A 14,402-nucleotide genomic window follows, 5' to 3' on the forward strand; every position below is an offset into this window, starting at 1 on the left:
GACACTCTAACCCAACTATGTTACCGACGGGTAACATAGCGAAGGATTTGGCTACGACGCGGAAAATTGTAGGGTTTCTACAGCGGTTCGCGGCAAAGGCGTCATTAGACTGGCCTGCGGGGCCTGTTCTTTGTACGGAAGCTACTTAAGTCAGCTTTCGTCCGTACCCAGGACTGCGCCAGCGAATATCAGCTACAGAGCCGGAGACACTTGATGAGCCACGATCTGACAACGACAGCGGGAAAGATTGCCGACTTCCGCGACCGCCAGGCACGGGCAGAGCAGCCTTCCGGCCCGGAAGCGATTGAGAAGCAGCACGCCCGCGGCAAGAACACCGCCCGTGAGCGCATCGACCTCCTGGTCGACCCGGACTCCTTCGTGGAGTTCGACGCCCTTGCAGTCCACCGCTCCACGGCCTTCGGCATGGAAAAGAAGAAGCCGCTCGGCGATGGTGTCGTCTCCGGTTACGGGACCGTCGATGGCCGCCTTGTGGCCATCTACAGCCAGGACTTCAGCGTCTACGGCGGCTCGCTGAGCCAGGTCAACGGCGAGAAAATCGTCAAGGTCCAGGAATTCGCCCTCCGCAACGGCTGCCCCGTTGTCGGCATCAACGACGGCGGCGGTGCCCGTATCCAGGAAGGCGTGGCCTCCCTGGCAATGTTCGCGGACATCTTCCGCAACAACGTCCATGCCTCCGGCGTGGTCCCCCAGATCTCCCTCATCATGGGCCCGTGCGCCGGCGGAGCAGCCTACTCCCCCGCCCTCACCGACTACGTGGTGATGGTGGACAAGACCTCCCACATGTTCATCACCGGTCCCGATGTCATCAAGACCGTCACCGGTGAAGACGTGGATATGGAAACCCTGGGCGGCGCCCGCCAGCACAACGCCACCACCGGCACCTCCACGTACCTGGCATCCGACGAGGCCGACGCGATCGAATTCGTGCGCGAACTCCTGGACTTCCTTCCGTCCAACAACCTCTCCGAAGCCCCGGTTGTTGAGCACGACCAGGAGCTGGAACCCAACGACGACGACCTCGCCCTGGACACGCTGATTCCGGACTCGGCCAACCAGCCCTACGACATGCGCAAAGTCATTGAGCAAATCGTGGACGACGCCCACTTCCTGGAAATGCAGTCGCTCTACGCGCCGAACGTAATCATTGGTTACGGCCGTGTGGAAGGACACACTGTCGGCATCGTCGCCAACCAGCCGATGCAGTTCGCGGGCACCCTGGACATCTCGGCCTCGGAAAAGGCCGCACGGTTCGTCCGCCATTGCGACGCTTTCAACATCCCCATCATCACGCTGGTTGACGTTCCCGGCTTCCTGCCCGGCAAGGACCAGGAATTCCAGGGCATCATCCGCCGCGGAGCCAAGCTCCTCTACGCCTACGCCGAAGCCACGGTTCCCAAACTCACCGTCATCACCCGCAAGGCCTATGGCGGCGCCTACATCGTGATGGGTTCCAAGAAGCTCGGGGCCGACCTCAACCTTGCATGGCCGACGGCGCAGATTGGCGTCATGGGTGCCCAGGGTGCGGTCAATATCCTTTACCGCCGCGATCTTGCCGCGGTAGCCGAAGCCGGTGGAGACGTCGAGGCCAAGCGCGCCGAGATCATCAAGGGCTACGAGGAAGAACTCCTCAATCCGTACCAGGCAGCACAGCTTGGGTATGTTGACGCAGTGATCGCCCCCTCGGATACCCGCCTGCAAATCATCCGCGGCCTGCGGGCTCTCCGGGACAAGCGTGCAAGCCTGCCCACCAAGAAGCACGGAAACATCCCGCTGTGACCGCGCCCAAGCACCGGGCCGACTCCGCGCCCGAGCCGAAGTCCGCCGAAGCACCCGATGCGCCCCTGTTTTCAGTGGTCAAGGGCGAACCGACGGCCGAGGAACTCGCGGCGATTGCCGCCGTCGTGGTTTCCCTCAGCGCCCCGCAGGAAGCGGTTCCGTCCAAACCGAGCGTCCGGCATTGGGTTCGCCGCCAGCAACTGCGCCTGGATCCCAGCCCGGGTCCCGGCGCGTGGCGGCGCAGCCGGGCGTAGTTTCCCGACGCCAAAGAGTTCAACAACCCTTTCACGTAGACGCGGACGCGGTTAGGCTCTGTGGGTGACTACTGCAAACACCCCCGTACGCCCGAAGTCCGCCATTGATGCCGTCGCTGACGCGTACACAGAAAAGCTGATCGAACTCAATCCCAGTTTCGCCACGACACTGGGCCTGCCCGGGCACGAAACCGAGTACCCGGACTACTCCCCGGCCGGCGCAGAGGCCCACGCGCAGGCCACCCGTGACACCCTGGAAGCCCTTGCCGCCCTGGAGCCGGAAGACGAGTCCGATGTCGTGACCCTGGACGCCATGCGCGAGCGGCTGGGCCTGGACCTGGAAATCCACGACTCCGGTTGGGACGCAGCCGAGCTGAACAACATTGCCTCTCCGGCCCAGGACATCAGGGCCATTTTCGACCTCATGCCCACGGACACGGTGGAGCACTGGGAACACATCGCCGGCCGGGCGGCCAATGTGCCCGGGGCCGTCGAGGGCTACATTGCATCCCTTCGCGCCGCCAAGGAAAACGGCAAAGTAGCCGCCGCCCGCCAGGTGCGAATCGTCATCGAGCAGACCGGCCGCTACGCCGCCAACGACGGATTCTTCGCCAAAATGGCGGCCAACGCCGCGATTGATGGCTCGCCCCTGCCCGCCGGGATCCAGGACAAGCTCGACGCCGGCACTGCCGCCGCGCGTTCTGCGTACAGCAGCCTGGGCGACTTCCTCCGGGACGAATTGTTGCCTGCAGCCCCGGAGAAGGACGCCGTTGGGCGTCAGCGCTACGCCCGCGCGTCCCGGTCCTTCCTTGGAGCTGAAGTGGATCTCGAAGAAACCTACGCTTGGGGCGTCCAGGAACTCGAGCGACTCATCGGCGAGCAGGAAAAAGTTGCCGGCCAGATCAAGCCGGGTGCGTCGATCGAAGAGGCCAAAAACATCCTCAACAACGATCCCGCGCGCCAGATAAAGGGCACCGACGCCCTCAAGGCCTGGATGCAGGAACTCTCCGACCGCGCAGTCACTGAGCTGGCCGACGTCCACTTCGACATCCCCGACGTCATGAAAACACTTGAGTGCATGATCGCCCCCACCGACGAGGGCGGCATCTACTACACCGGACCGTCCGATGATTTCTCCCGGCCCGGCCGCATGTGGTGGTCAGTGCCGGCAGGCGAAGACACCTTCACCACCTGGTCCGAAACCACCACCGTGTTCCACGAAGGAGTCCCCGGCCACCACCTCCAGGTAGCCACTGCAACCTACCGCCGCGAACTCCTCAACAACTGGCGCCGGAACGTCTGCTGGGTCTCCGGGCACGGCGAGGGCTGGGCGCTCTACGCCGAGCAGCTCATGCTGGAACTGGGCTACCTCAAAGACCCGGGCGACCACATGGGCATGCTGGATGGCCAGCGTATGCGGGCAGCCCGAGTAGTCTTCGACATCGGCGTCCACCTCGAACTGCCAGTCCCCGAGCGCTGGGGCACCGGCACGTGGACCCCCGAAAAGGGCTTCGATTTCCTCAAGGCCAACCTCGACATCAGCGAGGGCCAGCTGCAGTTCGAATTCGCGCGCTACCTCGGCTGGCCGGGGCAGGCACCGTCATACAAGGTGGGGCAACGCCTCTGGGAACAGATCCGCGCTGAACTGGAAACGCGGGAAGATTTCGATCTGAAGTCCTTCCACAGCAAAGCGCTGAACATCGGCTCGGTGGGCCTGGACGTCTTGCGCCGGGCGCTGCTGGGCTGAGGCTCATGTGCCTCCGGTCAGAGGCCGGACGTCCTCGGTGTGCTGACTTGCGGCGGGTCCGCACCCGTTCCCGCCGCGCGCACCCCATCGGCGCAGGGTTCGCACCCGTTCCCGCCGAGCGCACCCGTGGTTACGGGTGCGATCGGGGGGAAGTGGTGCGCCTTGGCCAAAACCGTGCTGGGCGGCGAGTAACCTCGGGTGCGTGGTGCACCCGTTCGCGCCGCGCGCACCCCATCGGCGCAGGGTTCGCACCTGTTCCCCCATTTCGCACCAGTGGTTACGGGTGCGATCGGGGGGAAGTGGTGCGCCTTGGCCAAGACCGTGCTGGGCGGAGAGTAACCTCGGGTGCGTGGTGCACCCGTTCCCGCCGCGCGCCCCCCCATCGGCGCAGGGTTCGCACCCGTTCCCCCATTTCGCACCAGTGGTTACGGGTGCGGTCGGCGGAAAGTGGTGCGCCTTGGCCAAGACCGTGCTGGGCGGCGAGTAACCTCGGGTGCATGGTGCACCCGTTCCCGCCGCGCGCACCCCACCGGCGCTAGGTTCGCACCCGTTCCCGCCGAGCGCACCCGTGGTTACGGGTGCGATCGGGGGGAAGTGGTGCGCCTTGGCCAAGACCGTGCTGGGCGGCGAGTAACCTCGGGTGCATGGTGCACCCGTTCCCGCCGCGCGCACCCCATCGGCGCTAGGTTCGCACCCGTTCCCGCCGAGCGCACCCGTGGTTACGGGTGCGATCGGCGGAAATTGGTGCGCCTTGGCCAGAGATCATCACCACACTGTTTCCGGGAATAACTTCATCAAACTCCGTTACCACACCGAAAGCGGGGGCGACCACGGCCGAGGCGGGTCCAAGGCGGCGTAACATTTCTCAACGTCCGTTCGCTATGTTATTTGTCGTGCACCTACCGTGTTCCGGTGAGCACCTCAACCAACACTTCCCCTTCAGCTGGAAAAACCGGCTTCCGGCTCCCCGCATGGGCCGGATCCTTCGGCGTCCAGATCATCGCAGCCCTCATCATCGGCCTCGTCCTCGGCCTGATCGCCAAGTACACGGGCAGCACCAAGGCAGCCCCCAACGGCCTCGGCGCAACTCTCCAGACGATCGGCTCCAGCTACGTCTCGTTGCTGCAGACCGCCGTCGTTCCTTTGATTTTCACCGCCGTGGTGAGCTCCATCGCCAACCTGCGCCAGGTATCCAACGCCGCGCGCCTTGCATGGAACACGCTGCTGTGGTTCGCCATTACCTCGCTGATCTCGGTGCTGATCGGCATCGGACTGGGAGTGCTCCTGCAGCCCGGTGCCGCTACGGGCATCACCCAGAAAGCCGAGTACGCCGGCAAGACCGGTGACTGGTGGGCCTTCCTGATCGGCCTGTTCCCGAAGAACTTCCTGGGCCTCGGCGCCAGCTCCACCGTCACAGAAAGCGCCAACGCCGCCACCACGGTGAGCACGGCCGTCAACTTCAACGTCCTCCAGATCCTGGTGGTCGCAATCGCCGTCGGTATCGCTGCCCTCAAGGTGGGCAAGCAGGCTGAGGCTTTCCTGACTTTCAACGCTTCCGCGCTGGCGGTCATCCAGAAGGTCCTGTGGTGGATCATCCGCATCGCCCCGCTGGGCACCATCGGCCTGATCGGCAACGCAGTTGCCATCTACGGCTGGGACACCATCGGTTCGTTGGGCAAGTTCACGGCCGCCATCTACATTGGCCTGGCCCTGGTCCTGTTCGTCCTCTACCCGATCCTGGTCCGGGCTCACGGGCTCTCCATCAAGCAGTACTTCTCCGGTGTTTGGCCGGCAGTACAACTGGCGTTCGTCTCCCGTTCCTCCATTGGCACGCTGCCGCTCACGCAGCGCGTCACTGAACGGAACCTGGGTGTGCCCTCCGGTTACGCTTCCTTCGCGGTGCCCCTCGGTGCCACCACCAAGATGGACGGTTGCGCAGCCATCTACCCGGCCGTCGCGGCAATCTTCGTAGCGCAGTTCTTCGGCATCAACCTGGACTTCACCCAGTACCTGCTGATCGTGCTGGTCTCCGTCCTCGGTTCCGCTGCTACGGCAGGCACCACCGGCGCCGTCGTCATGCTGACGCTGACCCTGTCAACGCTGGGACTGCCGCTGGCCGGCGTCGGCCTCCTGCTGGCCATCGACCCCATCCTGGACATGGGCCGCACTGCCGTCAACGTGGCAGGCCAGGCCCTGATCCCCGCGATCGTGGCAAAGCGCCAGGGCATCCTGGACGAGTCACTGTACAACGCACCGCGCAACGGTGCCGCGTTCGCCGACGAGTACGCAGCAGACAAGGCTGCCGCAGAGGCCGACGAGCGCGAACTGGCCGGTTCCAAGGCGTAGCGCCTGCCGCTCTTTGGGCCATTCCTGAACGGCGCAAATCCCCCGGGGAGTTCTCCCCGGGGGATTTCCCCGTTAATGCGAGCAAAGCTGTATAGGCTCTGAGCATGTTGATCGTCACCTCCAATGAAATTCCGGGCCACCGCATTGACGCCGTCTTCGGCGAAGTCATGGGCCTCACCGTCCGATCGCGGGATATCGGCTCCCAGATGCTTGCCGGTTTCCGTTCACTGGGTGGCGGCGAGCTGCCCGAAATGACCAAGGCGCTCTATGAAAGCCGCCAGGAAGTCATGGCACGCATGGTCAACGAAGCACAGCAGCGTGGCGCCAACGCCATTGTTGCCATGCGCTTTGACACCTCCGAAATGGGCACCAACTGGACCGAAGTCTGCGCCTATGGAACTGCCGTGTACGTCCTCCCGCTGGGTGAAGGCGAGCCAGGCGCCACGGGACAGTCGATCTACCTGACCACGACGGCGTCGCAGCAGCAGCCCACCCCTCCGGCCCCGCCCCAGCAGCCGGCTCCCCCGGCCCCGCCCCAGCAGTTCTAATCTGAAGCCCCCGGAGTCCCGCTCTCGTTCGAATGAGGGCGGGACTTTCCACGTCCATCACCACTTCAAATTGCGCAGAGTGCAAACTTGCACTTAGTGTAATTACGTGACCCACAGCAATATCCACCATCCGGCCGCAGAGCCCCCTGCCTTCTCCGGCGCCGGGACCCCGTCACGGCGCGAACTGAACAAAGCAGCCACCCGCAGCTCCATCGCGGCCGCAGCCCTGGACCTGCTGCGAAGCCAAGGCTCCGGCAATTTCACCGTCGAGGACATCGCCGCCAGCGCAGGCGTTTCCCGGCGCACGTTCTTCAACTACTTCCCCACACTCGAAGCCGCCCTCGCCTCTGTGGCGGACGGCTTCATGGACCATGCTTTGGAACAGTTCCGGCTGCGTCCGGCGGACGAGTCCATCCTCGAATCAGCACAGGCTGCACTGATGGCCCTTGCCGACCCGATGTCCGTTGCCCCCATGGCCGAGTTGTTCAGCCTCACCCAGGACAACCGTTCCCTGGCCCGGTCCGAACTCGAAGCCTGGGACCACTGCACGGAACAGATCATCGACGCCGCCCGCACCAGGCTGGGTTCCGGCGTCAGCGAACTGTACCTCCACGCACTTGCCGGCTCGGTCATCTCCTGCGGCAAAGCCGCCATGAACGTCTGGTTCGCCGAATGCGGACCGGACCTCTCCCCCGAATCACTGGCAACCTTGCGCCAGCACCTCATCGATGCGATGGGCCTCCTCGGCGCAGGCTTCGCGCCGCCGTCGGGCCCTTCCCACCATCCCGTCCCCACCTCCGCCGCAACCACCACAGATCGGTTCTGACATGGCTTCGTTCCTCTACCGTCTCGGCAAGTTCTCGTATCGCCGCCGCTGGCTGGTCATCTCCTTATGGCTGGCTGTCCTGGTGGCAGTGGGCGGCTCGGCCGCCGCGTTCCACGGCACCATGTCCAACAACTTCACCATCCCGGGCACCGAAACGCAGCGGATGGCCGACAAGCTCAAGGAAGCCCTGCCTGACGCGTCAGGTGGCTCGGCCAGCGTGGTCTTCGACGCCGGGGATGCCGGATTCGACCAAGCCAAGAAGGACGCCGTGTCCGCCGCCCTTGAGAAGCTCAAGAGCCTGCCGGACATCCAGGCAACGGTCAACCCGTTCACCACGCAGGAGCAGCTGGACAAGGCAGCCGGCGACATCGCCGCCGGTGAAGCCAAACTCACAGGTGCTGAACAGCAGATGGCTGCCGCAGGTCTCACCCCCGCGCAGATCGAAGCGCAATTGGCTCCTCAGCGCACGGAACTCGCCGCCGGCAAACGGCAGGCTGAGGCCTCCGAAGGCCTCCGTTTCGTCTCCAACGACAACAAGGCCGCCGTTGCGCAGGTCCAGTTCAAGACCTCCATTAACGCCGTCGATCCCGCTGTTCGCGAAGAAGTCCAGGAGATCGTCCACGGCGTTTCCTCAGCAGGGGTCACCGCCTACGCCAGCAAGGAAATCACCGAGGACGTCTCGGAAATCTTCGGCATCGCTGAGATCGTTGGCGTCGCCGTTGCGGCCCTCGTCCTGATCCTCATGCTCGGCACCCTTATCGCAGCCGGGCTGCCGTTGATCATGGCACTGATGGGTGTGGCGGTGGGCGTGGGCGGAACGTTCGCGCTGACCAGCGTGATCGACATGAGTTCCATTTCCCCCATGCTCGCCCTGATGCTCGGCCTCGCCGTGGGCATCGATTACTCCCTCTTCATTGTGAACCGGCACCGCACCCAATTGCTGGCCGGGATGGACGGGGAAGAATCAGCAGCACTGGCCACGGGCACGTCCGGCAACGCGGTGCTCTTCGCCGGCCTCACAGTGATCATCGCCTTGGCGGCACTCGTCGTTCCCGGGCTGCCCTTCCTGGCTGTCATGGGTGTTGCTGCCGCCGCGACAGTTGGCGTCGCCGTCGTCGTGGCTTTGACACTGACGCCGGCCGTGCTGGGGCTGATCGGCCGCAGGCTCATTTCCAAGCGTGCTTGGGCGAAGGCTGCCAAGCACAACGCCGAGCCGGGCCACGAGGCTGCCGACCGTGAGCTTGAAGAGAAGCGCAGCAGCGGCGGTTGGGGTGGCTTGGTGACGCGTCACCCGTGGGTTTCCCTGATCGCAAGCATCGTGCTTTTGGGTGCCTTGGCGCTGCCCGCTTCGCAGCTGCGACTCGCCCTGCCCGACGGCGGGTCCGAACCCGTCGATTCGCAGGCCTACAAGGCCTACGACCTCACCCGCAGCAGCTTCGGCGAAGGCGTCACCGGCCCGATCGTCGTTGTGGCTGAATTCCCTGATGGCCTCAATGACAATGATGCCAAGAACAAGCAGTATGACGTCGCCGACCAGCTCCGAAGCGTGGACAACGTGGTCGCGGCCGTTCCGATTGCCCTCAGCGACGACCGCCGCACGGCCGTCTTCCAGGTCATCCCGAAGGAGGGCCCGGCCAGCGCCGGAACAGTACAGGTTGTATCCGATCTGCGGGCCAAAGGCACCGCAATCCACGACGACCTTGGCGTGACCATCGGCCTGACCGGCCAGACGGCAGGCAACATCGACGTCTCCGCCAAGCTCGGCGCGGCCCTTCCGCCATATCTTGCGATCGTGGTAGGTCTGTCTCTGATCCTGCTGCTGCTGGTGTTCCGTTCCATCGTGGTGCCGTTGCTGGCTACCGGCGGGTTCCTGCTCTCGCTCGCCGCAGCCTTCGGGGCCGTAGTTGCCGTCTACCAGTGGGGATGGCTGGGAGGAATTTTCGACGTCGCCAATCCGGGTGCCGTCCTGAGCTTCCTGCCCATCATCCTGATCGGCGTGCTGTTCGGTCTGGCCATGGATTACCAGGTGTTCATCACCTCGGGAATGCGCGAGTCCTTCATGCACGGCGAGTCAGCCAAGCACGCCGTCCGTTCCGGCTTCAGCCACGCCGCCGCAGTGGTGACCGCAGCCGCGATCATCATGGTCAGCGTGTTCTCCGGATTCATTTTCAGCCACCTGACCATGGTCCGTCCGCTCGGCTTCGCGATGGCCTTCGGCGTGCTGATCGACGCGTTCGTTGTGCGCATGACAATTGTCCCGGCCATCATGTACCTGCTTGGCGAAAAGGCTTGGTGGCTGCCCAAGTGGCTCGGCCGGATCCTGCCGGACGTGGATGTTGAGGGTGCAAAGCTGAACCGCAGCGACCGTTCGAAGGCCGGCTCCGAGGAACTGGTGCATTAACCCTCGCCCACATCACAAGCCATATCCCCCGACGCTCCCTCACTTGCTTCACGCCAGTGAGGGAGCGTCGGGCGTTTAAGGGAGCATCCGGCGTCTGAGGGAGCATCCGGCGTTTAAGGCCGGGACGTGAAGAAGGGCCGGGGAAGCACGCGGGATGTGAGGGAGGATCATATTAGGCTGGGGACCGTGACCCGATTGATCCTTGCCTCCCAGTCCCCCGCCCGCACCAAGCTCCTCGCCGAGGCGGGGATCAAGCACGAGGTCCTGGTTTCGGACGTGGACGAGGACGCTGTGCAGGCAAAGTACGGTGTGACCGACTCCCACGACACCGCGCTCCTGCTGGCACGGGCCAAGGCCGAAGCCGTCGCCGCCCTCCCCGAGGCCGAAGGTGCCCTGGTGATCGGCTGCGACTCCGTGTTCGAGTTCGACGGCGAATCCCACGGCAAGCCTTACACCGCGGACGTTGCCCGTGAGCGGATGCTGCGCATGAGCGGCTCGCAAGGCGTGCTCCACACAGGGCACTGGCTGGTTGACTGCCGGGACACCGCCGTGGATACCGACGACGAAGCAGCCGAAGGCACCGGTGCCACCGTGGGAGCTGTCTCGAGCGCCGAGGTGCACTTCGCCTCGATGAGCGAGAACGAAATCAACGCGTACATCGCCACCGGTGAGCCGCTCCACTGCGCGGGCTCGTTCACCATCGATGGTTTGGGTGGGGCGTTCATCCGCAAGGTCGACGGGGACCCGCACGCCGTCGTCGGGCTTTCCATCTCCACCCTCCGGGACTTGCTGGTGCATGCGAAGGTGGGCATTACCGAACTGTGGGACGCGGACAGCCACTAGGGCAATTTGTAGCAACCCTACAAAGGAACATCGCCTCACACACGGAATCCCCCATCAATATGGGCGGAACCCTCACAACCGCGCTAGGCTCCCTGAAGGACAGAAGGAGTCAACAACTTGTCAGCTAACCCGGCGCAGCCCATTTCCAGCCCTCTTACCAAGGTCTTGATTGCCAACCGCGGCGAAATCGCGGTCCGCATCATCCGAGCCGCCCGGGACGAAGGCATCGCCTCCGTAGCCGTCTACGCAGACCCGGACCGCGACGCCCTCCACGTCCGCCTCGCCGACGAAGCGTACGCCCTGGGTGGCAACACGGCCGCTGAGTCGTACCTGGTGATGGACAAGATCATCGACGTCGCCAAGCAGTCCGGCGCGGATGCCATCCACCCCGGCTACGGCTTCCTGGCCGAGAACGCCGAGTTCGCAGCCAAGGTCATCGACGCCGGAATCAACTGGATCGGCCCGTCCCCCGAGGCCATCTCCGCGTTGGGCGACAAGGTCCAGGCCCGCCACATTGCCGAAAAGGTGGGCGCACCCCTGGTCCCCGGTACGGCTGATCCGGTGGAATCCGCCGACGAGATCCTGAAGTTTGCCGAAGAATTCGGCCTTCCGATTGCCATCAAGGCTGCGTTTGGCGGCGGCGGCCGCGGCATCAAGGTTGCGCGCACCATGGAGGAGATTCCCGAGCTTTACGAATCCGCCGTCCGCGAAGCCACCGCAGCTTTCGGCCGCGGCGAATGCTTCATCGAACGGTTCCTGGATGCTCCCCGCCACGTGGAAACCCAGTGCCTGGCTGACGCCTACGGCAACGTGGTTGTTGTCTCAACCCGCGACTGCTCGCTGCAGCGCCGCAACCAGAAGCTCGTCGAGGAAGCCCCTGCTCCGTACTTGAGCGAAGAGCAGAACAAGCGCCTCTACGAATCCTCCAAGGCCATCCTGAAGGAAGCCAACTACCTGGGTGCCGGAACGTGCGAGTTCCTGGTGGGTCAGGATGGCACCATTTCCTTCCTCGAGGTCAACACGCGACTCCAGGTGGAGCACTGCGTCTCCGAAGAGGTCACCGGAATCGACCTCGTCCGTGAGCAGTTCCGCATTGCCCGCGGTGAGGCCCTCGGCTACGACGACCCCGAGGTCCGCGGCCACTCCTTCGAATTCCGCATCACCGGCGAAGACCCGGGCCGGAACTTCATGCCGGCTCCCGGTACCATCACTACGCTGAAGAACCCGACAGGCCCCGGCGTCCGGATCGACTCCGGCATCGAGCAGGGCGATGTCATCAGCGGGAACTTCGACTCCATGCTGTCCAAGCTGGTAGTCACCGGCGCCACCCGCGAGCAAGCCCTCCAGCGTTCGCGCCGCGCCTTGGAAGAAATGGTGGTGGAGGGTATCCCCACCGTCATCCCGTTCGACCTCGCAGTGGTCACCGACCCTGCTTTCGCTCCCACCGAGGGCCCCTTCTCGGTCCACACCCGCTGGATTGAAACCGAGTTCGTCAACAGCATCCCGGCATGGTCCGCTGCGGGCGCAGACGCCGGAACGCCCGACGCCGGTGAGCGCCAGCGCGTCGTCGTCGAGGTTGGTGGCAAACGCCTTGAGGTGGTGCTGCCGTCCGGTCTGGGTGCCGGCGTCGCCGCCGCTTCGGCGGGAACGGGAACCAAGTCCGGCAAGTCCAAGAAGCGGTCCCGTTCGGCGGGCGCCGCGGCTGCTGCCGCGGGTGGGGATGCGCTGACTTCCCCCATGCAGGGCACCATCGTCAAGGTGGCAGCTTCCGAAGGTGATGTGGTGGCCGAAGGCGATCTGATTGTTGTTCTCGAAGCCATGAAGATGGAGCAGCCCCTCACCGCGCACAAGGCAGGTACCGTCCGGGGCTTGTCTGCCAGCGCCGGGGAAACCGTGGCCGCCGGTGCGGTCATCGCGACCATCGAGGACTAGGCACCAACGCTTAACGACGCCGGCCCCGCACCTTTCGGTGCGGGGCCGGCGTCGTTATTGGGGTGCTTAGGCTACGTTGTTCTCGTAGTCCGTGTTCTTGGTTTCGCGGCTCAGCCAGAGGGCGATAAAGGTCAGGACCGCAGCGAGCGCCATGTAGGCACCTACCCAGGCGGTGGAGCCTTCACCGAACTGCCAGAGAGCAATGGCAATGAATGACGCCGGAGCTGCGCCCAGGACCGATGAGAGGTTGTAGGCCACAGCCGAACCGGTGTAGCGGACATTCGCGGGGAACAGTTCCGGAAGTATCGCCGCCATGGGCCCGAAAGTGAGGCCCATCAGCGTGAAGCCGACGATCAGGCCAACCATCGCCGCTGCCTGGCCCGGACCAAACATGGCGAACCAAAGTGCACCGAAAACGAAGATGCCGGCGGTTACTCCCAACAGGAACTTGCGTCGGCCCCACTTCTCGGCGAGCGGCCCGGAGACCACCGTGAAGATGCCGAAGAAGACAACGCCGACGATCAGCATCCAGAGGAACTGGTTCTCCGGGATGCCCAAGCCGGGAACGAAGGAGTCAACCTGGGCCTGGGTCATGGGCTTGCCGGCCTTTTCAGCGGCCGCCTTGGCTGCTTCAAGTGAGGCCGGGGCCTTTCCGAAAGTCAGCGTGAAGGAAGTCATGATGTAGAAAAGCACATACGTTGCCAACATGATGAATGTGCCTGCCACGACGGGGCGCCAGTGATTCTTCAGTGTCGCGCCCAGTGGCAGCTTCTGGATTTTGTCCTGTTCGATGACCTTGCTGAAGGAGACACTCTCCACCAGCTTGAGCCTGACGTAGAGACCAACGATCACCAGCACGGCGCTGAGCAGGAACGGCACGCGCCAGCCCCAGTCCATGAATTGCTGATCCGTGAGAGTGCCACGCATCCAGATGAAGATCAGGTTGGCAATGATGAAACCGATGGGAGCGCCCAACTGGGGGAAGGTGCCGTAGACCGCACGCTTTCCTTCAGGCGCGTTCTCTGTTGCAAGCAGCGCGGCCCCTGACCATTCGCCGCCCAGCGCCAGGCCTTGGCAGAAGCGGAGAACCACCAGCAGGAGTGGAGCGAGGAGGGCCCACCCGGCAACTGTCGCGGTGGGCAGCAGGCCAATCAGGAACGTGGCGATGCCCATGGTCAGCAGCGATGCGACAAGGGTTCCCTTGCGTCCAAACTTGTCGCCGAAGTGTCCGAAGACGATGGCACCCACAGGGCGCGCCACGAAGGCTACGCCGAAGATCGCAAAGGCGCTGAGCAGCGCGTTGATGTCCGTGGCGTTGGGGAAGAAGAGCTTCGGAAAGACCAGTACGGAGGCAGTTGCATACACATAGAAGTCGTAGAACTCGATGGTCGTGCCGATCATACTGGCGAAGATCACCCGTCCGCGCGAGTTCACTGGCTGAGTGGACTCGCCTTCCTTGGATGGTGCTGTGGAAGACATGTAGTTGCAGCTTTCGTTCATACCGGCCGATGCCCCTCGGAGCTTGCCCGGCGAAGGATTATTTGAGAGTTCAATAATAGTTCCCGCTGTCCATTGGCTGGACAACCAGTCCACCATGCGGACACCCCGGAAAGTCCCACCATGTGGTCTGCGCCACAATACCTCACCACCGTCTCACGCGCCGGTGACCCCGCCGATAGGGAAATGTCACAGGGCGTTTACAAACGGC

General features: G+C 64.1%; 10 protein-coding genes. 9 read left to right on the forward strand and 1 reads right to left on the reverse strand.

Annotated features, from left to right (window positions below):
• Positions 1-213 precede the first annotated feature (213 nt).
• From IEY62_RS05775 to IEY62_RS05815, 9 genes are all read left to right on the forward strand, one after another.
• On the forward strand, positions 214-1,797 hold the full coding sequence (locus tag IEY62_RS05775) for an acyl-CoA carboxylase subunit beta (RefSeq protein ID WP_189014860.1): 1,584 nt from the start codon (positions 214-216) through the stop codon (positions 1,795-1,797).
• Positions 1,794-2,051 (forward strand): acyl-CoA carboxylase subunit epsilon, encoded by a 258-nt coding sequence (locus tag IEY62_RS05780; RefSeq protein WP_189014863.1) that lies wholly within the window; start codon positions 1,794-1,796, stop codon positions 2,049-2,051. Before IEY62_RS05775 ends, IEY62_RS05780 begins: the two co-directional genes overlap by 4 nt.
• Positions 2,052-2,115: 64 nt before the next feature.
• The gene (locus IEY62_RS05785) at positions 2,116-3,798 is read left to right on the forward strand and encodes a DUF885 domain-containing protein (RefSeq protein ID WP_189014865.1); all 1,683 of its coding nucleotides are present in this window, start codon (positions 2,116-2,118) and stop codon (positions 3,796-3,798) included.
• Between the two features lie 912 nt (positions 3,799-4,710).
• Positions 4,711-6,144, forward strand: a complete 1,434-nt coding sequence (locus IEY62_RS05790; protein ID WP_189014867.1) for a dicarboxylate/amino acid:cation symporter — start codon at positions 4,711-4,713, stop codon at positions 6,142-6,144.
• 104 nt (positions 6,145-6,248) lie between these two features.
• Positions 6,249-6,692 carry a YbjQ family protein gene (locus IEY62_RS05795; RefSeq protein WP_189014869.1) on the forward strand — a complete coding sequence of 148 codons (444 nt, stop codon included), beginning with the start codon at positions 6,249-6,251 and terminating at the stop codon, positions 6,690-6,692.
• A 121-nt stretch (positions 6,693-6,813) separates the two neighbouring features.
• The gene (locus IEY62_RS05800) at positions 6,814-7,518 is read left to right on the forward strand and encodes a TetR family transcriptional regulator (protein ID WP_189015692.1); all 705 of its coding nucleotides are present in this window, start codon (positions 6,814-6,816) and stop codon (positions 7,516-7,518) included.
• A gap of 1 nt (position 7,519) precedes the next feature.
• Entirely contained in the window at positions 7,520-9,919 is a 2,400-nt protein-coding gene (locus tag IEY62_RS05805) for an MMPL family transporter (protein WP_189014871.1), read from the forward strand.
• Positions 9,920-10,105: 186 nt separating this feature from the next.
• Complete coding sequence (locus IEY62_RS05810) at positions 10,106-10,762, forward strand: Maf family protein (RefSeq protein WP_189014873.1); 657 nt, start codon at positions 10,106-10,108, stop codon at positions 10,760-10,762.
• A 117-nt stretch (positions 10,763-10,879) separates the two neighbouring features.
• Positions 10,880-12,694 carry an acetyl/propionyl/methylcrotonyl-CoA carboxylase subunit alpha gene (locus IEY62_RS05815; protein WP_189014875.1) on the forward strand — a complete coding sequence of 605 codons (1,815 nt, stop codon included), beginning with the start codon at positions 10,880-10,882 and terminating at the stop codon, positions 12,692-12,694.
• A gap of 66 nt (positions 12,695-12,760) precedes the next feature.
• On the opposite strand, the gene IEY62_RS05820 is transcribed toward IEY62_RS05815, so the two are convergent.
• Positions 12,761-14,173 carry an MFS transporter gene (locus IEY62_RS05820; protein ID WP_189014877.1) on the reverse strand — a complete coding sequence of 471 codons (1,413 nt, stop codon included), beginning with the start codon at positions 14,171-14,173 and terminating at the stop codon, positions 12,761-12,763.
• Between the last annotated feature and the right edge of the window lie 229 nt (positions 14,174-14,402).

Source organism: Paenarthrobacter histidinolovorans (assembly GCF_014647595.1).
Taxonomy (GTDB): domain Bacteria; phylum Actinomycetota; class Actinomycetes; order Actinomycetales; family Micrococcaceae; genus Arthrobacter; species Arthrobacter histidinolovorans.